Genomic DNA, 24,807 nt, shown 5'->3' on the forward strand with positions numbered 1-24,807 from the left:
GCGGCTTGCGGCTATCCGTGACGGTTGCCACATGCCGGGCATGTCACTTCCAGCAAGTATCCATACCAGATGCCGCGACACCGGCTGCACCAATGGCCGGTGGCCTGACGCTCGGGCAAGCCAAGAGCTTTCGAAAGCTGACTAGTGCCAAGCTCCCTGAAAGGTTCGGAGCTTCCTGCCGGGTTTACTCGCGATTGCGGGAAGCGCACAATTCGCGCTAAGGGATCGCTGCCGTTTGCATCCTTATTGTCGGGCATCGCAAACTTTCACTTAGCTTCGTCGAGACCATATCGCTTGATCTTGTTGGCTAAGCCAACGCGCGACAGACCGAGTTCGTTCGCAGCCCGGCTTTGGTTCCACCGATGGCGGCTCAGCGCTTCGTTCAGAACCTGCTTTTCGAGGCTCTCGACCTTATCCTTCAGTGTCGTTCCCTGCGGCACAAATGCAAGCGCTGCGGCTAATCGCGGACGTGGTGGCGCTGCGAGAATGGAGGGCGACATATACTTTGTTGTCAAATACTCACCATCTTCCGCCAAGGAGACCATTCTGCGGATTTCGTTTTCGAGCTCGCGAACGTTTCCCGGAAACTCGAACGCTGCCAGCTTTTCAAGGGTCCCAGCGGAAATGCCAAGAATTTTGCGGCCCATCGCATCGGCATGTTTGGCTGCGAAAAACTCCGCAAGGGCCGGAATATCGACAGGGCGTTCACGAAGCGGGGGCACCTCGAGTTCGAAGCCCTTGAGACGAAAATAGAGGTCCTGCCGATATTTTCCCGCGGCAACGAGCGCCTGCAACGGCCGATTTGACGCAGCGATGATGCGAACGTTGCAGGTCTGCGTTTTGTCGGAACCGAGTGGTTTGACTTCGCCCTCCTGAAGAAACCGTAGCAGGCTCACCTGAAAGGATGGCGACACTTCCGATATTTCGTCCAGGAAGACCGTTCCGCCGTCGCCGGCGCGAAACAAACCGAGACGATCGGAGATGGCGCCCGTAAACGCACCGCGCTTGTGGCCAAACAATTCCGAATGAAGCAGCTCATCGGACATACCGCCGCAGTTCTGGACCATCAACGGACTGGTCTTACGTGTCGAATTGTAGTGAATTGCGCGAGCCAACAATTCCTTGCCTGTGCCGGTCTCTCCTTGGATCAGAATAGGTAATTCTGTTCGCGCCGCCTTCCTCGCAAGATCGCACAGCTCGCTGAGCTTTTCGCTCACATAGACCAATTTTTCAAAACGCTGGCTCTCGACATGCAACGAAGCGCCATTTCGTTGATGAACTCCTACCGTATCGCCTCGAATCTTGAACTCTCGCGACAGCATGCGATGCCGGCGTGAAAGCTCCCGCGACTCCAGCCCGCGCTCGACAACCAAGCCGATTTGCTTTGCATCCAACGGTTTTCGCACAAATTGATAGATCGCCGCCGGCGAAATCGCTTGTTGGCTCAGCTCCGTTTTAGCCTCAAGCGCGAGGACACGAACGATGTCCGGATGGCTGACACGCAAGCCGACGAGGAATGTCAAACCTTCTCCGCCTGACCCGTGTTCTGCCAGAACGAGATCTACGTGAGCGTCCGACAACGCGCTCGTCGCCTCTTCCGCCGAGCGGACGACCAGGACGCGATAGCCATATTCTTCCGATAAAACCACCTCGGCCGCCGACCATTGCGGTCCGCCTCGGGCAACGATGAGGACTGTTCCCTGCGTTTCCATGCAATGCTTCTTGGCTAATTGAAAACCTTCTTAGCAGCAGCGAGCGGAACCTTCAATGGGCATTCCGGGTGGCTTTGAGTGCTTAAAAAAGGCTGGCCGACACTGCTTGCCGCTGAAGGCGGAGAGTGCGGCCTTCACGGATTGCGATCAGACAACGGCCGCGATGAATGTTGAACGTCGGATAACCAGCTCATACAGCCTCACTCAAGCGCGGCTGCTTCTGAAGGACCCTCCGCCCGGGACGCTAACGTTTAGAGGTGGCGGCGTCATTGTCTCGCGCAACTGACCACACACGATCGGCGGCGCGTCGAACCGCACGCGCAGCAATCATACATAGTCGTACGCACCGATTTCCATACGGCCAATGAAGTATAATGAGTTCTGCTGCTGCATAGTCGGAGGCGCTTCTGAGTTGTCATCGCTCGTCGCTGACGTGCTTTCGGCGGATTCTCCGAACGATGGACCAAATCATGATTGCGGCAAGCGGAACAAATCCCGCAATCATGTAGTTCGGCTCAATCGGTACCCGTCCACTGTCATGAGCAGCTTTGACAACATATGCAAATAGCCCCACGACGTAATAAGTTATGGCCGCGACGGATAACCCCTCGACCGTTGTCTGCAGACGCAATTGCAGGCGAGTCCGGGCGTTCATTGATTGCAGGAGTTCCTGGTTCTGTTGCTCGAGCTCAACATCGACACGCGTTCGCAGGAGGTCTGCAGCGCGCGAAAGTTTGACCGAGAGATTGCCTTGCCGCGCATCGAGAGTGATGCAAGTGCGCATAGCAGGAGCCATTCGGCGCGCCAGGAAGGATGACCAAGTCGGAAACCCACTCAGCTTTCTCTCACCAATCGTCTGCAGCCGCTGCGCAACTATCTCTTCATAAGCACGACTGGCTCCAAAGCGAAAACCGCTGGCGGCTGCGCCTGCCTCGACCTTCGCCGCCATCTCCGTTAGTTCATTCAACAACTGCCTGTTGCTGGCAATGTCGTTCGCCCTGCGCATTTCGTCCATTACTTCAGCTAACCGCTTTTCGACAAGACCTACGGTGGGCGCGAGCCGATGAGCTTCGGGCAAGCCAAGAAGGGCGAATGTGCGATAGGTCTCAACCTCAATGACGCGCTGAACGAGTGCTCCCGCGCGCTCTCGGTCTAGTCCTCGGTCGACAACGAGAATGCGAACAAATCCGCAGGAATCTGGCTGAAAATCGGTGGCATAAACGGCCTTCCCATCCGAGTTCTCTGCCATTGCCAGACTTGCGCGATCAAACAGAAGCTGCGGTGCTGGCCGATCTTGCTGTTCAGGGAGCAGATGCAAATCGAGAGCAACTAACAAGGGGCCTGGCTGGGGAACAAGCCCCATTACAGCTGCGAGCGACGTCGCTCCTGGGCTGAATGGCTCGACGTCGACATCTGATGGAATTTCCCAGGTATAAGTCGTGAACTCGGAATGCTGCTCCCATCGCAGAGCCGTCGTGCCGAGTTGCATGCGATGGTACCTTTCCTCCAGCGACGGTACCACCGGCCCATGTTTGGTGCATAGCTCTGCGAGATTGGCACGATCTATCCGCGCGCGTCCTTCCGAGGTATCGAAAGCGAAGTGCAGGATTCGGCTGGGAATGGAGATTGGCGTAAATGGACGAGCATGCAACTCGCCCAAGACCGCCGAACGCAATTCATGGGTTGATAGACTGCGCGCCTCATTATCAACGAGCAAAACGACATCATTCATTTGCAATTCCCGTGATCTTTAAAAGATGGACACTTCATCAAACGACCGGTACGCAAACTCCAGCGTACGGATGGGCTTCACCACGGCTGCGTTGTAACATCGCACATCCCAGATCCCACACCCCACATCCGAATTCACAAAGGGACGACTGTTCAAGGTTACTCGCCGCAAGCCGACGCCGTTCTGGCTGAACTATGTCGACATTGCCATGATAGTCGGGGGCTTGCCGGCATGGTCCTCGACGGCGCAATTCGCGGAAATCCGTGGCCGCACTTCTCCCGTGTACGCGCGCGGCGTCACCCATCGTGGTCCATATGCCCGTGAACGCGGGCGACATTATTGTAGGCGACTAGGACGGCCTCCTCGCATTCTGCCGTCCCTGGCCGCAACGGTCATCGAGAAAGCATTGGCGCAGGAGCAAAATGAACACGGCACTATCGACGCGGTCCCTGAGGGGCGATGGGATCGCGCCTTCGTCGATACGCTCGGGGCGCGTTGCGCGAACTGAGCGGCAAACGATGACATTCTGATCGCGCAGCCGTCCTATTTGCTCGTCCCACTATCCAAATCTACGACGCGCAAATGGTCGACCTGTACCATTGGGTCTGCGCACGGTGTTTCGGTGGCGTGAGGGCTGCGGAGAGAGTGGCACTCACACACGCAATTTTTTGATCATTCCACCTAGAATGACTGGGACTGCTAGTGGGCACTCACCCGCGCCGGCCCCGGCAAATTCAGAGCCTGCACATGGGCCACAAGCCGGCTGACGTTGGCCGTGACAGGATTTTCCCGGTGCATACGTCGTGCACACGACAGCTTTTAACCGGTTGAAACAATTGAACTCTCGGTCCAATCCATCAGCAAGTTTGAGCTAGCTCCAGCAATGGATATCCGACTGGAGCCAATCAAAGGAAACGTTCGTCCACTCCCTTGCCCGCCGTACGTTCAAATCGTGGAGCTACCGCCGCTTCGACCGCGAACGGCTTGGACTTTGCGCGCCGCGCTAGATCTGGCCTACGGTTTGAGTGGACAAGCAGTGGGCGGAAGGGGTGTCTGGTCAACCTTCTTGAAGTTGCTCCACTTTTTCGAGCTCCGCGCGAGCAATCTACGGTCCTATCCACGGCGAGTTTCGCAGCCTCACGGCCGTAGTTTTCGGCCATCTCGCAGCGCGCCAGCCCCGGCGGACACCCTGCTCTCCTCCCCCAGCCCCCGACACAGTCGCTCCATGCGCGCAAGTTTGTCGATGTCGTGCTGATGGCGCCCATGCAGGCGATCAGACTCCGGATCGCGACCACCCGTCAAGGAGCGTCCTTATTCGCAGGGGACTTCCTTTTTAATTCCGCGAAGGAAATGCCATCCCAGTCGTCTGCGGCGTTGACCATCGGCAGCCTGGTTCTGCGTAGGGAAATGCTGAGCCCAATCGTCCGGGAAGTATACGTTCCTTTCAAGTGTAAATGGGCGCGTTGCCGTAGCTAAGACCTCCATCACTTCGGAGCGCCGCAAGAGAATACCCAGATCATGACGATCTCCCAATCCTGCAGAGATCGCATGAACGAGGTAGGTCGCGTTTTCCGGTTGGGGGTAAAGATTAGCGAAGAGAAGGAGACTCTCCAGCTTCTCCGCCACGTCGCCCGCAGAGAGGGACCTATTTTTGCTTCCGACCATTGAAAGAAGCTCTTCGATCCTCTCGTTAAGTCCTTCCGTTTCGTATTCAAGAGGATCGCCTCTGACTATCCTCACCTGTCGCCTGGCTAGTGGCTCAAGATGGAAGCTCCTGATAGCTCGTCGACCGACATCGGTATTCAAGGCCCATAAAGCACTCTGACGCGTGGGGACAGGCTGCACATTGCGAAACTGCAGTTCACAAGCTCAACCGACAGCTTGGCTGAGCGTTACTAGAAAATGCGCCAGGTTGATTATCCATTTGTTCTCACGGTGCGCATTATACGGTGACGTCATTTGCAAGCGATTTGCGGATTAAGTGTTCTGGAATATGGAGAGAATGAGCCAGCAAGGTATTTTTGTTCTTCATCGAGCTTTCAAATGGGATCGCGCCGCTCGTGGCGGCACGTTGCCGAAAGATGACCGAAACGTTGGGCGATGGTCAGGTGCGTGATGACGGCATCACGTAGCGTGGCATCGATTGGTCTGGTCCGGCATGCGAACTCAAACCCTCTCGGAGACATCCGCGCCGCTGACGCCAATGAGCGTTCAGAACACCGCTAGCATTGGTTGTTGCTGGATTTTCTTTGATCTCCCGGTGCACACACCGTGCACATGGGCGCCACGGAAAAGCTATAGTGATGCGATTTCAACGACTTACCTTATCGCATCAATAGGAACGTGCGCATTCTAACCTAGCCGAAATTGCACACGTTTGTACCCGTTTTGAGCTCTCGGTGCACACGTCGGGCCCTAGGGAGTGGAACTGGTGCGTCCAGGTCCGTCGCAAGAACCGCTATGTGTCAGAGACTTTCCGCCGTCGCAAGGACTGTGACGATTGATATGACCGGCATGATCTGTGGACTTGAGACGGTCATCGCCGCCGCGCACGGCCGGCACAGTTGCGCAGCAACGTGTTCAGCCCGATCAGATCAGGCTCGACCTGCCGCGGCTGAGAACGTCGCCGGCGCCTTTGTCGCCCACGATCCTGCCGTGCTCGTACACCACCCGGCCACGGGCGATCGTCGTTACCGGCCATCCCGTGACGTCGAACCCTTCCCATGGCGTGTAGTCCGAGCCGTGATGCAGATCCGCCTGCCGAATCGGTTTCTTCAATTTGGGGTCCCACAGCACGATATCCGCATCGAAGCCGATGCCGATCGAGCCCTTGCGCGGATAGAGGCCGTAGATGCGTGCATGGTTGGTCGCGGTCAGCTCGACGAATTTTTGCAGGCTGATCCGTCCCTTCGACACGCCTTCCGAGAACAGGATCGGCAGCCGGGTCTCGACGCCAGGAATGCCGTTGGGCACCCAGCGGAAGGAGGTGCGGCCGTTCGGCGTCAGCTTGCCCTTGGGATCGTCGTAGCGGAACGGGCAGTGATCGGACGAGAAGGTCTGGAACACACCCGTGGTGATGCCTTCCCAGATCGCCTGCTGGTTTTCCGCGTCCCGCGGTGGCGGCGAGCAGACGTATTTCGCGCCTGACATGTCCATGTTCAGGCTCTTCATGTCGTCGGCCGTCAGCGTGATGTATTGCGGGCAGGTCTCGGCATGAACAGGCAATCCGCGCTGCTGGGCCCAGCGCACCTGCTCCATCGCCTCACGGCCGGAGACATGCACGATCATGATGGGAACGCCGATCACCTCGGCATGACTGATGGCGCGATGCGTGGCTTCGCGCTCGACGGCCTGCGGCCGCGACACGCCATGGAAATATGGGGCGATATGCCCCTCTCGCTCGAGTTTTGAGGTGAGAAAACGGATGGCGTCGTAACCCTCGCAATGGACCATCACCAGCGCTTCTTCGCGGCGCGCGACCTCGAAGACCTCGAGCAGCTGCTTGTCGCTCAGCACGAGGTCGTCATAGGTCATGAATACCTTGAACGAGGTGTAGCCGTCCTTGACCAGCGCCGGCAGCTCCTGCCCGAGCACGACCGCGGTCGGATCGGAGATGATGAGATGGAACGCGGTGTCGATATAGCACTCGCCTTCGGCGAGCTTGCGGTAGTTCTCGACGCACGCCCGCAGCGAGGTCCCCTTCTCCTGCAGCGCAAAGGGCAGCACCGTGGTGTTGCCGCCGGCGGCTGCTGAACGGGTCGCTGAGGCGAAGTCGTCGGCCATCACCACGTCGGGGCCGGAGGCCTGCGAGATGTGGACGTGGCTGTCGATCCCGCCTGGCAGGGCCAGCAGCCCGGTCGCATCGATCTCGCGGGCAGCACCCTCCAGATGATCCGCAATGCTGACGATGCGGCCGTCGCGAATGCCGATATCGGCGCGGAACTCGTCGCTGGCCGTCACGATGGTGCCGCCGCGAATAGCGAGATCGAGCTGCGTCACAGGAGTCTCCGTCACTTGATGACCGTCGATGTCTGGAAGATCCGCCCCCAATCGGCAAGAGCCCCGGCGTCGCCGCCCGCGAGCTCCAGGGTTCGCCACAGCGTGACCGCGACCGAATCGAGCACCGCGACATTCAATTCCCGTTCGAGCGAGGCCGTCAGCGCGGCGCCTTCGAGGTTGGTGCAGAGGATGACGACAGCATCGGCGCCGTCAGCCGCCACTGCGCGGATCATGTCCGCGATCGTCGCGGGCGCGACCTCGCCGAAGGAGAAATTTTCGCGCAGTCCGAGGTGCCGCTCCGCATGCGGGGCGATCCCCTCCTCTGCCCAGACGTCACCGATCCGCCGCTGCACGTCATCGGTATAGGGCGAGACCAGGCCGACATGTTTGGCGCCGAGCGCACGCGCGGCATCGATGCAGGCAAGCGTTGACGTTGTCGCGGGCACGCCTGTGCGCAACGTGATTGCCTCGCAAAGGCTCCGGTCTCGACCGATGCCGAGCCAGCTTGCGGACGTACCGTTCCAGGCGATGGCATCGACCTTCGCATCGGCGAGCAGGTTCGCCGCGGGCAGCATCACCGAGGCGTCGAACTGGTTCAGCGCGGCAGCGTCGAGTGCGATCTCGGTGACGCGAAAGCGCGAGAAGTGCGCGGTGACGCCGTCAACGCCATCCAGCATGGCACTGGTGACAGGCTCCAGCACCGAATTAGAGGACGGCGTGATCATGCCGAGGCGTTTGCGTACAATTGGCATCGATCGCAGTCGCTCCGTTGCGGCGAAAGCGCTCCTCCGCTTCCTCAAAAGATCATCCGCGTCCGCATCCGTCCACGCAACCCGCAATCTGCATGCTGCATACAATTTATTCGATATGAACGTGTTTTGAGCCACATACGTCTTCTATTTGGGCACCTCACATGAAGGAAATTGGCTACGATCGCACGTCAGCAGGAAGGTCGGCGTGCAGCAGAAATCCGAACCGATTCCGGGCCGAAAGTCGCCCAAGCTCAAGCGGATGGGCCTGCATGAGCGCGCGGCCGCGCGGATGCGGACGATGATCATTCGTGGCGAGCTGCCGCCGGGATCGCAGACCCAGGAAACAAGACTGTCGAAGGAGCTCGGGGTGTCGCGCACGCCGCTGCGCGAGGCGATCAAGGTGCTGGCGGCGGAGGGATTGATCGAGCTGCGCCCCAACCGCAGCCCGCGTATCGCCGACATCGCGGTCGACGGCATCTCCGAATTGTTCGAGGCGCTGGCCGGCATCGAGCGGCTGGCCGCCGAGCTTGCCGCGGAGCGCGCCACCGAGCGCGATCTCGCCCGGCTTCGCACGCTTCAGACCCGCATGGAAGGCCATCATCGCAACGGCAAGCTCGACGAGTACTTCGCCATCAACGGCGAGATTCACAACACCATCGTCCGCATGGCGCGCAACACACCGTTGCGGGAGGCGCACGAGACGCTGATCTCCCGCGCCGAGCGCGCGCGTTACCTCGCGCTCGGCGCCGACCGGCGCTGGAGCAATTCGGTCGACGAGCACGCCAGCATCCTTGCCGCGCTCGAGGCGCGCGACAGCCAAACCGCAGGACGCCTGCTCGGCGCCCATGTCCGGCGCACCGGCACGGCGCTGCTCGAAGTCATCGCGGCCTCTCAAGCCAAGCAGACGGTGGCGTAATCATGAAGCTGCTGCTGCTCAACCCGAACACCAGCACCGCAGTCACCCAGTTGATGACGGATGTCGGGCAGCGCGCGGCAGGGCCCGGGACCGAGCTGATCCCCTGCACCGCGACCCGCGGCGTGCCCTATATCTCGACACGCACCGAGGCACAGATCGGCGGTGCCATTGCGCTGGAGATGCTGGCCGGGCAGCATCGCAAGGTCGACGCAGCGATCATCGCCGCCTTCGGCGACCCCGGCCTGTTCGCCGCGCGCGAAACTTTCGACATTCCCGTGGTCGGCATGGCGGAAGCGGCGATGCTGACCGCCTGCATGGCCGGACGGCGCTTCGCCATCGTCACCTTCGCCCAGGCGCTCGGCCCCTGGTACGAGGAATGCGTCCGCGCCCACGGCCTGTGGGAGCGCTGCGCCGGTATCCGTATGCTCGACACGCCGTTCCAGGCGATCTCCGAAGTCGGCACCGAGAAGGAGGATGTGCTGGTCGATCTCGCCCGGCGCGCGATCGTGGAGGACGACGCCGACGTGCTGATCTTTGCGGGTGCGCCGCTCTCGGGCCTCGCCGAGCGCGTCGCCGACCGGATCCCCGTCCCCGTCGTCGATCAAGTCATCGCCTCGGTGAAGCAGGCCGAGGCGCTGGTGGCGCTACGCCTCCGCAAGGCAACTGCAGGCACGTACCGCCGCCCCGCCGCCAAACCCACGCTTGGCCTTGCCGAGGCGCTCGCCGCCCGGCTCGAGCATCGCGACAGCTAGGGAAGCTTCGGCCAACGATGGGAAAAACCGAGTTCGTTCTCGATGGCACGGCCGAAGCCAAACAGGCGGGATTCGCATCCCGGTGGTGCGATGATCTGGATGCCGAACGGCAGCTCGCTCTCCCCTCGCGGCGCCGGCAGCGTCAGCACCGGGAAGCCGACCAGCGACACGATGAAGGTGACGGCGAGATAATCGATCGGCGTCTCCAGCGCAGCGCCATCGATCGCGGCGACGTCGCTGATTTCATTGGGCCAGGGCAAAACGGACGCCGCCGGCGCCACCAGGAAATCGGTGTGGCTGAACAGCTCGCGAAAGCTGCGGTAGATGCCGGTGCGGCACCGCTCGGCGTTGAGATAGTCCTCCGCGGAGAGCTTTGCGCCCGCCTCGATATTCCAGATCACGGCGGGCGTGAGCTCGGCGCGGCGCGCCTTCAGCAGCTCTCCATAGCTGTTGGCGATGTGCGCGCCGCGCAGCGTCCGAAATGTCTCGATCGCACCGCCGCAATAGGGCGCGGACGGTACCACATCGGCAACGACCGCGAGTGCCTCGCAGGCCGCGGCGAACCGCGCACGGACATCGCGCGCCACGGGCGCGACACCGAAATCGGGCGTCACTGCGATCCGGGGACGGATTACAACCGGCCGCTCGTCATTGACGACGCCCATCGAGAGCGGGTCGTGCGCATCGCCCCCCGCACAGACCGACAGCGCCAGTTCGAGATCGTCGACGCCGCGGGCCAGAAAACCTTGGGTGGCGAGCATGTCCCAGCCGAGCGGGCGGCGCGGCGACGGAATCCGGCCGGGCGTCGGCCGGATCGAGGCGACATCACAAAAACTTGCGGGGGTGCGCACGGAGCCGCCGAAATCGGTGCCATGGGCCAGCGGCACCATGCCGGCCGCGACCGCAACCGCGGAGCCGCCGGAGGATCCGCCCGAGGTCAGCGCGGGATTGAAGGGATTGCGGGTCGGCCCACGCAATTTGTTGGTGCAGACCGCGCCGAAGCCGAATTCGGGCGTGTTGGTCTTTCCCAGAATGATCGCGCCGGCGCGCCGCAGCCGCGCGACCACGAGATCGTCTTCGTCCGGAACGTGATCGCGAAACAGAGCCGATCCGTACGTGGTCGCGAGTCCCGCGGTGTCAGTGAGGTCCTTGATCCCTATTGGCACGCCATGCAGCGCGCCGATCGGCGCGGGCGCGGCGTCGCAGACATCAGCGGCACGGCGGGCCCCCTCCGCATCGACAGTCACGAATGCCGCCAATTGCACGTCACTGTGCGCAATCCGCGCCAGATGCGCCTCGACGACCTCACGCGAGGACAGCTGGCCCTTCGCGATGGCGCGCGCGAGGATCGTGGCGGTGAGATCGCAGATCGATGTCATCGCCCCACCATGCCAAACCTCGAATCGAAAAGCGACCGGTGCGGGCACGAGACTTGCTTTCTCCTCCGGGGCAACGGGAGGCAACATCATGGCTGAAGCGCAAGGCGGCCGATCGCTCGTCGTCGACGCCGTCACCCACCGCTATCCGAGCGGCGCGCTCGCGGTCGAGAACATCAATCTCGACATCAAAGGGGGCGAGATCATCGCCCTGCTCGGCCCCTCCGGCTGCGGCAAGACAACGCTGCTGCGCATTATCGCCGGCTTCATCGCGCAGACGCAAGGGCGGATCATCGTCGGCGACGACATCGTCGACGCGCTGCCGCCGAACCGTCGCGCGGTCGGCATCGTGTTCCAGAACTACGCACTATTCCCCCATCTCAGCATCAGCGAGAACGTCGCTTACGGGCTTGCCGCGCGCGGCATCGACAAGGCGACCCGCCAACGCGAAGCGCAGCGGCTGCTGGATTTGGTGCAGCTGCCGACCATGTCGGAACGGTTGCCACGGCAGCTCTCCGGCGGCCAGCAGCAGCGCGTGGCGCTCGCTCGCGCGCTGGCGATCAAGCCGTCGATCCTGCTGCTCGACGAGCCCTTTGCCGCGCTCGACAAGAATTTGCGGCTGGACATGCAGATCGAGGTCAAGCGGCTGCAACGCGTCTCCGGCATCACCACGCTGATCGTGACCCATGACCAGGAAGAGGCGCTGTCGATGGCCGATCGCGTCGCCGTGCTGAGCCACGGCAAGCTCGAGCAGTTCGGATCGCCATCGGACGTCTATGACCGGCCGCAGACGCTGTTCGTCAACACGTTTGTCGGAGCCAGCAACCGCATGACTGGCGTCGTCGTCTCGGCGGATCGGACGGCAGCAAAAGTCCGTCTCGATGCCGGCGCGGAAATTATCGCGCGCCCCGCCGGCGGCGCTCTCACCGAAGGCGGCCGCGTCACCGTGTGCATCCGCCCCGAGCATCTGCAATTCGTCGGTGACGAGACCGGCTTTGCCGGCGTAGTCGGCATGTCGCTGCCGTTAGGAGCCACCGTGGTCCACGAGGTCAGGACCGCCGACGGCTCCGGCGTCAAGATTTCCCAGGCGCGCATCGGCGAGACGCGCACGCTGGAGAGCGGCGCCGCGGTACGCCTTGCCCCGCTCGCCCCATCGCTCGCCAACGCTTTTCCAGCAACGCTTTAGATCCAATCTCTGTCCAGAGGGAGTTCGACATGATTATGAACCGCCGAAGCCTGATGACGACCGCACTCACACTCGGCGCCATGAAGGCGTTTCCCGGCCTTAGCTTTGCTCAAGCCCGCCCGCTGGTGTTTGCGACCTTTACCGGAAGCTGGGAGGAGGCGCACAAGGCCGTGCTGGTCCCGGCCTTTCGCAAGGCCAACGCGGACGCCGCGATGGTGCTCGACCCCATGCTCTCTGTCGACCAGATCGCCAAGGTGAACGCCGCCAAGGCCAATCCGCCGATCGACGTCATGCTGCATGATCCCGGCCCAGCCCTGGTCGCGATCGGCCAGGATCTCGTCGAGCCATACCCCGTCGAGAAGAGCGCCTATTACAAGGACCTGATCGCCGAGGCCCAGGAGCTGATGGGCCCTGCCCCCTTCTTTCAGGTCGTCGGCCTCACCTACAATCCGGAAGCCGTCAAGACGCCGCCGACCTCCTGGGCCGATCTGTGGAAGCCCGAGTTCAAGGGCCGCGTCGGCATCACCAATCTCAACTCGACGCTCGGGACCGGCTGGCTGGTCGAGATCGCCAAGATGCGCGGCGGCTCGGAAGCCAATGTCGATCCCGGCTTCAAGGCGATCGAGGAGCTGAAGCCCAACCTCGCCGCAGTGGCCGCCAATCCCGGCGCGCTCGCCACCCTGTTCCAGCAGGGCCAGATCGACATCTCGCCCGGCAATTTCAACGCCATCCAGATCCTGAAGGCGCGCGGCGTGCCGGTCGAGTTCGTGGCGCCGAAGGAAGGTGCCATTGCCTTCAAGACCACGATCCACATCGTCAAGAACTCGCCCAACCGCGAGCTCGCCTTCAAGCTGATCGAGGCGTCGTTGACGCCGGAAGTGCAGACCACGCTGATGAATCCGCCCTACTTGATTGTTCCGACCAATTCCAAGGTCACCATGGGCGGCGAGATCGCGCGCGTGCTCGCCAAGGACACCGCGGAGCTGAAGCAGAAGTTCGTATTCCAGGACTGGAAGAAGATCAACGAGCAGCGCTCGGCCTGGATCGAGCGCTTCAACCGCGAGATCAAGATCTAGCGCCATGGGCACAGCGCCGGCGTCACGAGACGTCACGTCCTACGGGATGGGATTGGCAGCGCCGCTGGCGCTGTTCTTCCTGGTGTTCTTCGTGGCGCCGCTGCTCCAATTGCTGTGGCTCTCGCTGCACAACGACACCGCCGCGCTCCATTGGGGGCTCAGCCAGTATCAGCAGTTCCTCACAGATCCCTTCAGCCTCAGCGTGCTCGGCTCGACGCTGCTGCTGGGGGCGGAGGTGACGGCCGTCTGCCTCGTGCTCGGCTTTCCCATCGCATGGCTCTACCAGCGGGTCGGGCCGCGGCTTCAGACCATCATCATCCTGATCGTGCTGCTACCGCTTTTGACCAGCGTCGTGGTCCGGACCTTCGCGTGGATCGTCATTCTCGGCCGCCAGGGCATCATCAACGCGACGCTGCAATCCCTCGGCATCATCGATACGCCGTTGAAGCTGCTCTACACCCAGTTCGGCGTGGTGCTCGCGCTGGCGCAGGTGCAGATGCCGCTGATGACGTTGCCCCTGATCACCGCGCTCGGCCGCATCGATTCCAATCTCGACGACGCCTCCTGCTCGCTCGGCGCCGGAAGCTGGCGCACCTTCTTCAAGATCGTGCTGCCGCTGTCGCTGCCCGGCGTGATCGCCGGATGCACGCTGACCTATGCCGCCGCGATCACGGCCTTCATCACCCAGTCGCTGATCGGCGGCGGGCAGATGTTGTTCATGCCGATGTATCTCTACCAGCAGGCTTCGACGCTGCAGAACTGGCCGTTTGCCTCCGCAATCTCGATCATCTTTTTGCTCGCCGTGCTCGCGGTCGTCTCGCTCTTCACCACGCTCGGCCGCCTGTCGCGCGGCTACGGAGGCGCATCATGAGCGGGCGCAAACGTACCCTGGAGGCGTTCAGCTTCGAGCTGGTCATGACCGTGGTCGCCGTGATCGCGCTGATCGTCATCATCGCGCCGTCGCTGGTGGTGCTGATCGTCTCCTTCACTAGCGGCTTCTCTCTGCGTTTCCCGCCGCCGGGCTATTCGCTGCGCTGGTACGCCGAATTGTGGAACGCCTGGCAGCTGCACTTCGCCGCCAAGAACAGCCTCATTGTGGCGCTGTGGGCGACGGGCCTGTCCGTCGTGCTCGGCGTTGCCGCCGCGCTCGCGATCTCGCGCTCGCCGACGCTCTCGGCGCGGCTGCTCGATTCCCTGTTCATGTCGCCGCTGGTGCTGCCGGCGCTGGCCTTCGGCCTTGCCGCATTGATGCTGTTCTCGCTGGTGGGACTTCCGGTGTCGCCGCTGACATTGGTGATCGGCCACACCGTGGTCTGCGTGCCCTATGTCGTGCGCAACACGATTGCGGCGCTTGCCCAGCTGGAGCCGACCCTGCTGGAAAGTTCGGCCGTGCTGGGCGCCAGCCGCATCTACACGTTCCGCCGCATCGTGCTGCCGCTGATCCGGCCGGGCATCATCGCGGGCGCCTTCATCGCCTTCATGTCGTCGTTCGACAATGTGCCGGTGTCGCTGTTCCTGCGCGACGCCGCCACCGACATGCTGCCGATCCGGATGTGGCAGGACCTCGAGGGCAAGCTCGACGTCACCATCGCCGCGCTCTCGGGCGTGCTGATCATTGCGACGGTCGCGCTGGTCGCGATCATGGAGCGCGTCACGGGATTGTCGAGGCGGCTGACCAACTGATCAGGCGCCGCGGAACAGCGAGTAGCCCCAGCGCGTGAATTTCAGCGGCAGATGAAAATGCTCGTCAACAGCCTTGATGCGGAAACGGAACGGCGTCACCGTGAGAAAACCGTCGCGCTCGCCAAAGAACTCGCCGAGATGAAACAGGACCTCGTACTCGCCTGCCGTCACGCCCGCGCCCTCGGAAATGGGATGATCGAGCACGCCATTCGCGCCGAGCCTGCCGTCGGCGACGCGCGAGGAGTCCGGATCGATCCGCCAGATCTCGACGCGCAGGCCCTGCGCCGGGCGTCCGCTCGCCACATCGACCGCGTGAATGGAAATGCCGCCTGCCACAATGTTCCTCCAATGAACGCAGCGCCATGGTAGACGCAAACACGGCCGTTCGGCCAGCGCCCGCATTGTTGCCGGCGCTTGGCGCCATGACCTCGCTTCAGGCGCTGGTGGCGCTGGCTCTGTTCGCGCCGGGCGTGGTGGCACCGCGCGCCCATATCGAGGTCTGGCAGCTCTCGATATTCTCCTGCGCCGTGTTCGCGGTCGGCATTCCCGCCTCGTTCTGGGGCGGCGGGTTCATCGCTCGCCTCGGGTCGCTGCGGATCGCGAGCCTCTGCGCGGCGGTGATCGTCGCCAGCATGGCGCTGGCTTCGCTCGGCTCGACGGCGGCCCTGTTCGCAGCCGGCCTCTGTCTTGGCCTCGCCTTCGGACCGGAGACGCCCGCAAGCGCGGCGCTGCTGGCGCGGCTCGTGACGGCCGAGCGGCGCGCACTCGTGTTCTCGGTTCGCCAGACCGGAAACCAGATCGGCGCCATCTGCGGCTCGCTGGTTCTGCCCGCGATCGCAATCTCGCTTGGACCCGCCTGGTGCTATGCCGCCGTGGGCGCGTGTGCGCTGCTGGCGATGGCGTGGTTCGAGCGCCTGCGTCCGGCGTACGCCGCCAAGGTCATTCCACAGCCGGAGCTTGGCCTTCGCATGCGGCTGGCACTGGTGACCGCGGACCGGCGCATCGCAATGCTGGCGCTGGCCTCGATGCCGTTCAGCGCGATGCAGGTGTCGCTCAATACGGTCTTCGTCACGCTCGGCACCCGCGAGCTCGGCCTCAGCCATGTCGAGGCCGGCATGGCGCTTGCTTGCGCCCAAGCCGGCGGCCTGATCGGCCGGCTCGGCTGGGGCCTCGTCGCAACGCGCCTCAATGCCTCGCGCGGAGTTCTCGTCGTCATCGGCCTCGGCATGACTTTCTGCGCCGCGCTGCTGAGTCTCGATGGCGCATCGCTCGGACGGACCGGCCAGTTCGCGATTGCAGCTCTGTTCGGCCTGACGGCATCGGGCTGGAACGGTGTCTTCGTGGCCGAGATCGCACGTCTCGCTCCGCAGGACAGGATTGGCGAGACCACCGGCGCGGTGCTGACAGCATCCTATGCCGGCCTCTTGGCAGCACCGGCGCTGGTGTCGCTCCTGGACGGCGCAGCCAGTCTTGGTGCCGCCTTCTTCGCCTTGGCGTGCCTCGCCCTCTGCGGCACATTGGCACTGATCTGGGGAGGCCATGACAAAGGGAAGAAGTAGCGCGTGCGAGATTGCGGCCGACGTCTTCGCCGGACGAACGAGTGCGGTCGAGACCGCCAAGGCCGCGCTTGCGCGCATCGAGGCCGCCAAGGCGCTGAACGCAGTGGTGACGACCGCTCCCGCGCGTACGCTTGCCGACGCCGCAGCGGTCGATGATCGCCTGCGCGCCGGCGTGACGATGCCGCTCGCCGGCGTCCCCGTCGTCATCAAGGACAACATCTGGGTCGGCGACTGGCGTGTGACACAGGGCTCGCGCCTGTTCGCCGAATTCGTCGCGCCGCGGGATGCGATTGCGATCGAGCGGCTGCGCAAGGCCGGCGCCGTCGTCGTCGGCATCGGCGCAACGTCGGAATTCGCCTGCAAGGGCGTGACCACCTCGCCGCTGTATGGGCCAACGCGGCATCCGCTCGATCTCACGTTGACGCCCGGTGGCTCGTCGGGCGGCCCTGCCGCCGCGGTTGCGGCCGGCCTCGTGCCGCTAGCGATCGGCACCGATGCGGGCGGCTCGAGCCGCAGGCCGCCGGCTCATGTCGGCGTCGCCGGGTTCAAACCGTCCTATGGCGCGATCCCCTATGGGCCCGGCTTCGCCGAACCGTTCTTCAGCCTCTCCGTCATCGCGCCGATCGCCACTGACATTGCCGATATCGCGCTGGCGTTCGAGGCCATGGCCGGCGTCGATCCGCGCGACCCGGATTCAGCGGGCATCGCTCAAGAGGCCAAAAACATCGCCGGTCTGCGCATCGCGTTTTCGCCGCGCCTGGGGCTCGACGTCGCCGTCGATGATGTTGTCGCTGACGGGCTCGTTTTCGCCATCGCGCGTCTCTCCGCCGCAGGCCTCGGCATCGCGCAGCGCGATCCCGTCTGGCCGGCGGGCGCTACGGAAGAGGCCATCATGCCGCTTCAGCACGCCGGCCTCGCCGCACTCTATCGAGACGCCTTCCGCGAGGATCCGACCGTCTTCGATCCTGACATCGCCAGACAGATCGAGCGAGGACTGACGTGGTCGGGCGCCGATGTTGCCGGTGCGCTGCTGGCAAGCGCCGCGATCGCCGATGCTTTCGCGGCATTCTTCGCCGAGGTCGATCTGCTGTTGGCGCCGACCGTCCCCTGTGTCGCGTGGCCATTCACCCAGCTCGGACCCGAGACGATCGGTGGCCGCGCGGCGAGCCCGCGCGCGCACGCGGTGTTCACGCCCTTTGTCAATCATGCCCGCCTGCCGGCGATTTCGATGCCGTGCGGAACGGATCGGCGCGGACTTCCATTCGGCCTTCAGGTCATCGCCGCGCGCGGACAAGACCGCACGCTGCTTGAAGCAGCGCAAGAGATCGAGGCCATGTTGCGAACGTAGTCCCGAGAGGCGCGCGGTGCGTTAATTGCCCGCTCAGTCTCCCAGCGGCCCTTTGGCGTCCCCGCCGCTCCCCTTCAGCAACTCGTATTTGATCCGCCGCATGCGTGCCTGGGCTTCGAGCGGCTTGCAATAGGCAGTTGACGCTGCGAGCAGGTCGATGGTGGCGAGAAATGCATAGCGCGACGCCGTCGGCTTGAGCGCGTCGGGCGCTTCGGGCACGTGTACGCCAAGCGCAATATCGGCGATCGAGGCCAGCCTGCTTTGCGGCTTGGTAATTGCGACGACCAAGGCGCCGTATTGCTTGGCGATACTGGCTGCTTCGATCACCTCGTTCGCTGCACCGGTGGTCGAGATGGCAACGACGACATCATCCCGTCCGAAGGTCGCGGCAATCATGCGCATCAAGCTCGGATCGGAGGCATGCGAGACGGCAATCCCAAGACGAAAAAACCGGTTCTGAACCTCCGCCGCCGCAAGAGTGGAACCGCCCCCTACCCCGAACGCTGCAAGCTTCGAACAGCGGGAGATAGCTTCGGCGGCCCTCTCGATGTCCTCCTTGCGAAGTCCTTCCTCGGCAGCGGCGATCGCACGACGAATTTCCTGAAACACCGACCGCCAGAGTGCGGGGCGCGCCAGATCGGTTCCGACATGCGGGGGAAGCTCAACGTAAATCCGCCCCACCGCCATTGCTTGAGCCAGCCTCACCTTGAGGTCGCGGACGCCCCGGCAACCAACGGAGCGACTGAACCGAGTTACCGTCGGCTCGCTGACGCGCGCCCGAAGAGCCAACTCGGAATTGCTGGCGTGAACGGCAAACTCCATATCGGCCAGCAGCACCGTGGCAACGCGTTGCTCGGACGGGCTGAGGCTTGGAGCGCTCTGCCTGATGAGGGAGATGATGTCGCCGGCCACGACATTGTCGTCGCCGGGCGGCTTCGAGACTGCTGCACCAACGGCTCTCGCCGGGTGATTTCGCTTTGCACGCGCCATTGCCCGCCCTTCCCCAGGTCAGATCAACCTGCGCCCTTGGCAAGAAGCTGCCGTAAGAAACCTTCAGTATCGACCAAACGTATATCGCCATGCCTCATCAAGAATAGCATTTTTCGCTTGATAATCGTCGAATTGTGTATGTAACTTTCAAACAAGCAATAGCGTGCCATCGGCCCAACAGCTGAAAGGCACATCCCCTGCACCGGGAAGCAGGCGGTCCAACAAGGCGGGAGGGCGATCATGAGATACGGTCCAAGTGTCTTGATGCGTAGCGTCGTGGGGCTGGCCACCGCGTCGTTCTTGATTGCGCAGGCCAATGCCGCCACCCTGCTGCGCGAAGCCACAATCGGAGAACCGCCGCCGCTCGATGTCATGCTGACGACAGCCGACGTCGCATCGGTCATCGGCCGCCACATCTTCGAGACCCTGTATGCCCTGGACTCGACCTACACGCCGCGTCCGATGCTGGCCGAGAGCGATCGCACGGAAGACGGCGGTCGGACCATCGTCATCAAGCTCCGCGAAGGTGTCCTCTTCCACAACGGCAAGGAGATGACCGCCAAGGACGTGGTCGCCTCGATGACGCGATGGGGCAGTTTCGGTGCGCGCGGCAAGCTCCTGATGGCGGCGACTACGTCGGTCGAGGCGACCGGAAAGTATGAAGTCACGCTGAAATTATCCGCGCCGAACGGCGCCTGGAAGGCTCTCATTGCGGACGTAAATGGGGGTCTTGCGATCTATCCGGAAGACATTGCCGCCAAAGCGGGAAACCGGCCGATCGAGCAAAAGGACTATATCGGCACCGGGCCTTACAAGTTCGTGGAGTGGCGGCCGAACCGCTATGTCGAGGTGGAGAGGTTCGAGGGCTACAAGCCGGTGAAGGAAAAGGGCGACGGTTTCGCCGGCGCCCGCGTTGCAAGCTTCGACAAGATCCGGTTCATTCCGGTGCCTGACGTCGGCACGCGCGTGAGCGGCGTGCAGGCGGGTGACTACGACTACGCGGAAATGATCTCCGGCGATCTGTACGAGTCCCTGAGCAAAGATCCATCGGTTCAGGTGCAGCGTACCAACGCGCCGATCTTCGGCCTTTTCTTCATGAACTCGAAGCAAGGAATCCTGAAGGACAATTACAAGCTCCGCCGCGCCATCCAGGCCGCGCTGGACAAGTCGCAGGCGCTGCGCGTCGCCTTCGGTCCCAAGGACCTGTGGAATGCCGAGGGATCGATCTTTCCCAACGGCACACCCTGGTACTCAACCGAAGGCGTCTCCAATTACAGTGCGCACGATCCGAAGAAGGCCAAGGAGCTCGCAAAGGAGGCGGACTACACGGGGACGCCGATCCGCCTGCTGGTCTCGACGAACTATCAGGCACACTATGACGAGGCCTCCGTCTTCACCCGCCAGCTGGCCGATGCCGGCATCAATGTTCAGATGATGGTCGTCGATTGGGCGACCCTTCTGAAGATGCGGGGCCAGCCGGAACAGTGGGACATCTTTGTCACCCACCATTCCTTCGCACCTGATCCGTTGCTGCTCACGTTCCTCAATGCGAGCTATCCCGGCTGGTGGGACAGCCCCGAGATCGGCTCGCTTAGGGCTGAGTTGATCAACACGACCGATCCAGCCGCGCGCAGGTCGACATGGGACAAGATCCAGTCGCTGATCTACGAGCAGGTACCCGTGATGAAAGTAGGCGATGCCTACACCTATGACATTGCTTCTCCCAAGCTCAAGGGGCTCAACCCAAACGGTCCCGTGTTCTGGAATGTGTCCACGAGGTAAGGACAGGCAATGAGGCCGCGAAGACTGTCGAGCGCCGGCGCCGGCGCGCATCGCTGCCGCTGATCAGGCGCTCAATCACATGTGGTCTTACGCATTCAAGCGCGCAGGAACGACGGCGGTGACGCTGCTGGCAGCGTCCATCATCATCTTCGCGTTCATCCATATCGTGCCGGGTGACCCGATTTACGTTCTGCTCGGTGATACCGCGACTCCCGACCAGATCGACGCCTTGCGACACCAACTCGGTCTCGACCAACCGATCATCCTGCAATATCTCACTTGGGCCGGCCATGTTCTCGAGGGCGACCTCGGGCGGTCGATCTTCTTCCAGGCGCCCGTGCTGTCGGTGATTGCCGATGGCGCTGAGACCAGCACCTTACTCGCCACCATGACGATGATCTGGGTTGCGGTCATCGGGGTGCCGATCGGCATGATTGCGGCGGTCCGGCACGGCACGTGGCTCGATCAGGGATTGTCCGGTGGGGCGATGCTGATGGCCTCGATACCCACGTTCTGGGTCGGGCTCTATCTGATCCTGATCTTTGCCGCCTGGCTCGGCTGGTTTCCGAGCTCCGGTTATCCATCGATCTTCGAAGGCGGTGTCATCAATCTCCGCTATCTCGTTCTCCCCAGCCTGGCGCTTGCGGCTCCGAATGCCGCTTTGATCCTGCGGCTGACGCGCGCCAGCATGCTCGACGTCTCCCGCGAGGACTACGTGCGCACGGCGCGTGCAAAGGGAATCCGGCCGTGGCAGGTCGTGCGCCGCCACATCTGGCGCAATGCACTCCTGGCGGTCGTCTCGGCATTTGGCTTCACCTTCGCCGCACTGCTGTCCGAAGCGGTGGTGACCGAAACCGTGTTTGCCCTGCCCGGCATCGGCCGGCTCGTCGTTCAGTCGATCCTTCGCCGAGACTACCCTGTGATCCAGGGCGTCATCCTGGTCATCGTGGTGGTTTATCTCCTGATCAATTTGATCGTCGATCTGAGCTATCGTCTGCTCGATCCGCGGGTTGAACTTCAATGAGCAGCAACAACGTGATCTTGTGGCTCAAGCCGTTCATCGCCCGCCCGATCGCGCTGGCCGGACTCGGGGTCCTTCTGGCGACCGTGCTCGCCGCGGTCTTCGCACCCTGGCTGTCGCCTTACGATCCGTATGCCATCGATCCCCTGATCCGCCTGACGCCCCCGAACGTGACCCACTGGTTCGGCACCGACCAATTCGGCCGGGATACCCTGTCGCGTACCATTCATTCAGCACGCATGGCACTTCTGATCGGTTCGGGCGTGGTCGTCTTCGCTCTCGCGACCGGCGTTCCGGCCGGCGTACTTTCCGCTCTGTTCCCGCGGCTGGGTCACCTGCTGATGCGCATGGTCGACGTGCTGATGGCCTTTCCGACTCTGCTTCTCGCACTTGGCCTGATTGTCATCTTGAGCCCGAGTGTGGCCACCGTCATTCTGGCCATCGGGATCGGCTACATGACGACGACCACCCGCATCGTCTACGGACTGACACTGCGCTTGCGCGCGGAAACCTATGTCGAGGCGTCCCGCAGCATGGGCGCCGGAGCGGCATGGCTCATCAGTCGGCACATCTTGCCGAACCTCGTCTCGCCACTTCTCGTGCAGGCCAGCTTCGTCTTCGCGTTCGCGCAGCTCGGCGCGGCTTCACTCGATTTCCTGGGCCTCGGCGCCCCGCCGGACATTCCGAGCTGGGGCAATATGCTGGCGGAATCACGGACCTTCATCACCCGCGCTCCGTGGCTGCTGTTCTTCCCGGGCATGATGATCGTGGCGACGGCATTTTCTCTGAACTTGGTCGGCGATGCATTGCGCGATCGACTCGATCCGCGGTTCCGTCAAGTCTTCGGTGAGAAGGGTTAGGCCGTGCTGACAGTTTGCGACCTTACGGTGTCAGTGGGGCCGGAAACCGCGCCGGTCGACATCGTCGCGGGCGTGTCCTTCGGCTTGGCCAAGGGCGAGATCCTCGGCCTCGTCGGCGAGTCCGGTTGTGGAAAGAGCATGACCTCGCTTGCGGTCATGGGATTGCTGCCGCAGCCCGGTCCCCGGGTCCGGGCCGGGCGGGTCCTGTTAGAGGGCTGCGACGTAACGCAGCTGCAGCCCTGGCAACGTGTCGAAGCCGGCCACGGCCGCATGGCAATGATCTTTCAGGAGCCGATGACCTCACTCAACCCTGTACGTCGGATCGGCGATCAGATCGCGGAAGCCGTGCGCGTACATGAGGGGATTTCGGGCGCAGCGGCGCTCATCCGTGCCCGCGAACTGCTCGAGCTGGTGCGTATGCCGGACCCCAAAATGCAGCTGTCCGCGTACCCGCATCAGTTGTCCGGAGGACAACGCCAGCGGGTCATGATCGCGATTGCGCTGGCCTGCAGGCCACAGGTGCTGGTCGCCGATGAACCGACCACCGCGCTGGATGTCACCATACAGGTTCAGATTCTCGGGCTCTTGCGCGAGCTCTGCAATCGGTTGGATATGGCGATATTGTTCATCACCCATGACATGGGAGTCATTGCGCAGCTCGCCGATCGCGTCGCCGTCATGTATGCCGGCCGGATCGTGGAAACCGCTGCAGTCGATGCGCTGTTCGGCGCACCGCGTCACCATTACACCCGCGGACTGATGGATTGCATGCCGTCGCGAAATTCCGGCGCGCGCCGGCTGCCAACCATTTCCGGTCAGCCGCCGCTGCCAGGTTCGGTCGCTGCTGGCTGCGTGTTTGCATTGCGTTGCGCAGCGGTACGCGATGAGTGCCGCGTGGCGACCCCGCCTCGCCTGGAGGCCTCCCAAGGGCACGCGGTGCTTTGTGCGTTTCCGCTGGCCGGCGGGGAGCTGCCATGAGCTGCAATGCCATCCTCGACGTCCGGGACATGATGGTCTCGTTTAGTGCCAGGCGAGCCGGTCGGAAATACCGGGTGCAGGCGGTGGACGGTGTATCGCTGTCGTTGGCCGAAGGCGAGGTCCTCGGGATTGTCGGCGAGTCCGGCTGCGGCAAGACCACGCTGGGCCGCACCCTCGTCGGACTGGTTCAGCCCGACGGCGGCAACATCAAATTGAAGGGAACCGAAATGATCGGAGCCGGCGGCTCCGGCGTCCGCGAGATGCGCCTCAGCGTCCGAATGGTTTTCCAGGATCCCAACGCATCCCTCAACCCACGACGTGCAATTGGAGATTCGGTGGCGGAGGCGGCCGACATCAGCGGCTTCTTCAAGAGCCGCGCCGAGCGCAGCGCGGCCATAGCTGCCACCTTGACGGCCGTCGGGTTGAACCCGTCTTTCGCCGCTCGCTATCCCTACGAGCTGAGTGGCGGGCAGCGGCAGCGGGTCGGAATCGCACGCGCCATTCTTCCCACCCCGTCCATCATCGTCGCCGACGAGCCGGTCTCGGCCCTCGACGTTTCGGTGCAGGCGCAGGTGCTCAATCTGATGATGGATCTGCGTGACCAGTTGAGACTGTCGATGCTCTTTATCTCGCACGACCTTGGCGTGATCGGACAAATCAGCAGCCGCGTTGCTGTCATGTATATGGGCCGGATCGTGGAGCAGGCCGGGACTCGGACGGTGCTGGACCATCCGCTCCACCCCTATACGCGCGCATTGGTGGCAGCAATTCCGAAGCCGGATCCATCGAAGCGGATCCTGGGCGCGATCGAAATGGGTGAACCGCCAAGTCTCTTCACGCGACCGCGCGGCTGTGCATATGCGCCCCGCTGTCCAATGGCCAGCGATCGCTGCCTCGTCGAAGTGCCACAACTTCGATCTGCCGGTGCGGACGGTAGGACAATCGCCTGCCACAACGCATAACCAGCGAGTGCCGCGCGCGGCGAAATCACGCAACGCCTACGAATTATTTCTCCTCTTTTCGAGCGATCCCATTGACGCGGCGGCAGTCCGCTACCGCCAGGCGGCAGGCGCATGCAAATTCAG

20 protein-coding genes are annotated in these 24,807 nt (G+C 62.8%); 13 read left to right on the top strand and 7 right to left on the bottom strand.

Features of this window, described 5'->3' with window-relative positions; all coding sequences use genetic code 11:
- Positions 1-266: 266 nt before the first annotated feature.
- The 4 genes from AC0L21_RS03230 to AC0L21_RS03245 all read right to left on the bottom strand — a co-directional run bounded on the left by AC0L21_RS03230 (position 267) and on the right by AC0L21_RS03245 (position 8,195).
- A complete protein-coding gene (locus tag AC0L21_RS03230; protein WP_473258003.1) occupies positions 267-1,712 on the bottom strand; it encodes a sigma-54 dependent transcriptional regulator in 1,446 nt (481 codons plus the stop codon).
- Positions 1,713-2,127: 415 nt separating this feature from the next.
- Positions 2,128-3,444, bottom strand: a complete 1,317-nt coding sequence (locus tag AC0L21_RS03235) for a DUF3422 family protein (RefSeq protein WP_473258005.1) — start codon at positions 3,442-3,444, stop codon at positions 2,128-2,130.
- Positions 3,445-6,033: 2,589 nt separating this feature from the next.
- On the bottom strand, positions 6,034-7,443 hold the full coding sequence (gene hydA, locus AC0L21_RS03240; protein WP_473258007.1) for a dihydropyrimidinase: 1,410 nt from the start codon (positions 7,441-7,443) through the stop codon (positions 6,034-6,036).
- An 11-nt stretch (positions 7,444-7,454) separates the two neighbouring features.
- Positions 7,455-8,195 (bottom strand): maleate cis-trans isomerase family protein, encoded by a 741-nt coding sequence (locus tag AC0L21_RS03245; protein ID WP_473258009.1) that lies wholly within the window; start codon positions 8,193-8,195, stop codon positions 7,455-7,457.
- A 205-nt stretch (positions 8,196-8,400) separates the two neighbouring features.
- On the opposite strand from AC0L21_RS03245, the gene AC0L21_RS03250 reads away from it, so the two are divergent.
- Both AC0L21_RS03250 and AC0L21_RS03255 read left to right on the top strand, forming a co-directional pair.
- A complete protein-coding gene (locus AC0L21_RS03250) occupies positions 8,401-9,111 on the top strand; it encodes a GntR family transcriptional regulator (RefSeq protein WP_473258011.1) in 711 nt (236 codons plus the stop codon).
- A 2-nt stretch (positions 9,112-9,113) separates the two neighbouring features.
- Positions 9,114-9,863, top strand: a complete 750-nt coding sequence (locus tag AC0L21_RS03255) for an aspartate/glutamate racemase family protein (RefSeq protein ID WP_473258013.1) — start codon at positions 9,114-9,116, stop codon at positions 9,861-9,863.
- Here AC0L21_RS03255 and AC0L21_RS03260 read toward each other — a convergent pair.
- Positions 9,860-11,242 (bottom strand): amidase, encoded by a 1,383-nt coding sequence (locus AC0L21_RS03260; RefSeq protein WP_473258016.1) that lies wholly within the window; start codon positions 11,240-11,242, stop codon positions 9,860-9,862. The two genes, AC0L21_RS03255 and AC0L21_RS03260, sit on opposite strands and share 4 nt — an antisense overlap.
- A gap of 88 nt (positions 11,243-11,330) precedes the next feature.
- On the opposite strand from AC0L21_RS03260, the gene AC0L21_RS03265 reads away from it, so the two are divergent.
- Genes AC0L21_RS03265 through AC0L21_RS03280 form a run of 4 tightly spaced genes read left to right on the top strand, consistent with a single transcriptional unit; the run spans position 11,331 to position 15,184 of the window.
- Positions 11,331-12,425 carry an ABC transporter ATP-binding protein gene (locus AC0L21_RS03265; RefSeq protein WP_473258020.1) on the top strand — a complete coding sequence of 365 codons (1,095 nt, stop codon included), beginning with the start codon at positions 11,331-11,333 and terminating at the stop codon, positions 12,423-12,425.
- A gap of 29 nt (positions 12,426-12,454) precedes the next feature.
- Positions 12,455-13,501 carry an ABC transporter substrate-binding protein gene (locus tag AC0L21_RS03270; protein WP_473258022.1) on the top strand — a complete coding sequence of 349 codons (1,047 nt, stop codon included), beginning with the start codon at positions 12,455-12,457 and terminating at the stop codon, positions 13,499-13,501.
- A gap of 4 nt (positions 13,502-13,505) precedes the next feature.
- Complete coding sequence (locus tag AC0L21_RS03275) at positions 13,506-14,372, top strand: ABC transporter permease (protein WP_473258024.1); 867 nt, start codon at positions 13,506-13,508, stop codon at positions 14,370-14,372.
- Complete coding sequence (locus AC0L21_RS03280) at positions 14,369-15,184, top strand: ABC transporter permease (protein WP_473258026.1); 816 nt, start codon at positions 14,369-14,371, stop codon at positions 15,182-15,184. Before AC0L21_RS03275 ends, AC0L21_RS03280 begins: the two co-directional genes overlap by 4 nt.
- Here AC0L21_RS03280 and AC0L21_RS03285 read toward each other — a convergent pair whose 3' ends face one another.
- Positions 15,185-15,520 (bottom strand): hydroxyisourate hydrolase, encoded by a 336-nt coding sequence (locus AC0L21_RS03285; protein ID WP_473258030.1) that lies wholly within the window; start codon positions 15,518-15,520, stop codon positions 15,185-15,187.
- A gap of 26 nt (positions 15,521-15,546) precedes the next feature.
- On the opposite strand from AC0L21_RS03285, the gene AC0L21_RS03290 reads away from it, so the two are divergent.
- Both AC0L21_RS03290 and AC0L21_RS03295 read left to right on the top strand, forming a co-directional pair.
- Positions 15,547-16,743 carry an MFS transporter gene (locus AC0L21_RS03290; protein WP_473258032.1) on the top strand — a complete coding sequence of 399 codons (1,197 nt, stop codon included), beginning with the start codon at positions 15,547-15,549 and terminating at the stop codon, positions 16,741-16,743.
- Positions 16,724-18,091, top strand: a complete 1,368-nt coding sequence (locus AC0L21_RS03295) for an amidase (protein ID WP_473258036.1) — start codon at positions 16,724-16,726, stop codon at positions 18,089-18,091. The genes AC0L21_RS03290 and AC0L21_RS03295 overlap by 20 nt, the downstream gene beginning before the upstream one ends.
- Positions 18,092-18,124: 33 nt before the next feature.
- Here AC0L21_RS03295 and AC0L21_RS03300 read toward each other — a convergent pair whose 3' ends face one another.
- Complete coding sequence (locus AC0L21_RS03300) at positions 18,125-19,081, bottom strand: MurR/RpiR family transcriptional regulator (protein ID WP_473258040.1); 957 nt, start codon at positions 19,079-19,081, stop codon at positions 18,125-18,127.
- 240 nt (positions 19,082-19,321) lie between these two features.
- Here AC0L21_RS03300 and AC0L21_RS03305 point away from each other — a divergent pair, with 240 nt between their 5' ends.
- The 5 genes from AC0L21_RS03305 (at position 19,322) to AC0L21_RS03325 (ending at position 24,684) form a co-directional block, all read left to right on the top strand.
- Positions 19,322-20,863, top strand: a complete 1,542-nt coding sequence (locus tag AC0L21_RS03305; protein ID WP_473258045.1) for an ABC transporter substrate-binding protein — start codon at positions 19,322-19,324, stop codon at positions 20,861-20,863.
- Between the two features lie 79 nt (positions 20,864-20,942).
- Positions 20,943-21,887: an ABC transporter permease gene (locus tag AC0L21_RS03310; RefSeq protein ID WP_473258049.1), complete on the top strand. Its 945-nt coding sequence runs from the start codon at positions 20,943-20,945 to the stop codon at positions 21,885-21,887.
- Positions 21,884-22,744, top strand: a complete 861-nt coding sequence (locus tag AC0L21_RS03315; RefSeq protein WP_473258051.1) for an ABC transporter permease — start codon at positions 21,884-21,886, stop codon at positions 22,742-22,744. The genes AC0L21_RS03310 and AC0L21_RS03315 overlap by 4 nt, the downstream gene beginning before the upstream one ends.
- A gap of 3 nt (positions 22,745-22,747) precedes the next feature.
- Complete coding sequence (locus AC0L21_RS03320; RefSeq protein ID WP_473258054.1) at positions 22,748-23,722, top strand: ABC transporter ATP-binding protein; 975 nt, start codon at positions 22,748-22,750, stop codon at positions 23,720-23,722.
- Complete coding sequence (locus AC0L21_RS03325; RefSeq protein ID WP_473258057.1) at positions 23,719-24,684, top strand: ABC transporter ATP-binding protein; 966 nt, start codon at positions 23,719-23,721, stop codon at positions 24,682-24,684. The genes AC0L21_RS03320 and AC0L21_RS03325 overlap by 4 nt, the downstream gene beginning before the upstream one ends.
- Positions 24,685-24,807 lie beyond the last annotated feature (123 nt).

The organism is Bradyrhizobium sp. WSM4873, assembly GCF_055811355.1.

What these genes read in the sequence shown, in the direction of transcription:
- AC0L21_RS03230 (WP_473258003.1), bottom strand. Translation starts at nt 1,712, where the DNA reads ATGGAAACGCAGGGAACAGTCCTCATCGTTGCCCGAGGCGGACCGCAA.
- AC0L21_RS03235 (WP_473258005.1), bottom strand. Translation starts at nt 3,444, where the DNA reads ATGAATGATGTCGTTTTGCTCGTTGATAATGAGGCGCGCAGTCTATCA.
- AC0L21_RS03245 (WP_473258009.1), bottom strand. Translation starts at nt 8,195, where the DNA reads ATGCCAATTGTACGCAAACGCCTCGGCATGATCACGCCGTCCTCTAAT.
- AC0L21_RS03255 (WP_473258013.1), top strand. Translation starts at nt 9,114, where the DNA reads ATGAAGCTGCTGCTGCTCAACCCGAACACCAGCACCGCAGTCACCCAG.
- AC0L21_RS03260 (WP_473258016.1), bottom strand. Translation starts at nt 11,242, where the DNA reads ATGACATCGATCTGCGATCTCACCGCCACGATCCTCGCGCGCGCCATC.
- AC0L21_RS03265 (WP_473258020.1), top strand. Translation starts at nt 11,331, where the DNA reads ATGGCTGAAGCGCAAGGCGGCCGATCGCTCGTCGTCGACGCCGTCACC.
- AC0L21_RS03270 (WP_473258022.1), top strand. Translation starts at nt 12,455, where the DNA reads ATGATTATGAACCGCCGAAGCCTGATGACGACCGCACTCACACTCGGC.
- AC0L21_RS03275 (WP_473258024.1), top strand. Translation starts at nt 13,506, where the DNA reads ATGGGCACAGCGCCGGCGTCACGAGACGTCACGTCCTACGGGATGGGA.
- AC0L21_RS03280 (WP_473258026.1), top strand. Translation starts at nt 14,369, where the DNA reads ATGAGCGGGCGCAAACGTACCCTGGAGGCGTTCAGCTTCGAGCTGGTC.
- AC0L21_RS03290 (WP_473258032.1), top strand. Translation starts at nt 15,547, where the DNA reads ATGGTAGACGCAAACACGGCCGTTCGGCCAGCGCCCGCATTGTTGCCG.
- AC0L21_RS03295 (WP_473258036.1), top strand. Translation starts at nt 16,724, where the DNA reads ATGACAAAGGGAAGAAGTAGCGCGTGCGAGATTGCGGCCGACGTCTTC.
- AC0L21_RS03300 (WP_473258040.1), bottom strand. Translation starts at nt 19,081, where the DNA reads ATGGCGCGTGCAAAGCGAAATCACCCGGCGAGAGCCGTTGGTGCAGCA.
- AC0L21_RS03305 (WP_473258045.1), top strand. Translation starts at nt 19,322, where the DNA reads ATGAGATACGGTCCAAGTGTCTTGATGCGTAGCGTCGTGGGGCTGGCC.
- AC0L21_RS03310 (WP_473258049.1), top strand. Translation starts at nt 20,943, where the DNA reads ATGTGGTCTTACGCATTCAAGCGCGCAGGAACGACGGCGGTGACGCTG.
- AC0L21_RS03315 (WP_473258051.1), top strand. Translation starts at nt 21,884, where the DNA reads ATGAGCAGCAACAACGTGATCTTGTGGCTCAAGCCGTTCATCGCCCGC.
- AC0L21_RS03325 (WP_473258057.1), top strand. Translation starts at nt 23,719, where the DNA reads ATGAGCTGCAATGCCATCCTCGACGTCCGGGACATGATGGTCTCGTTT.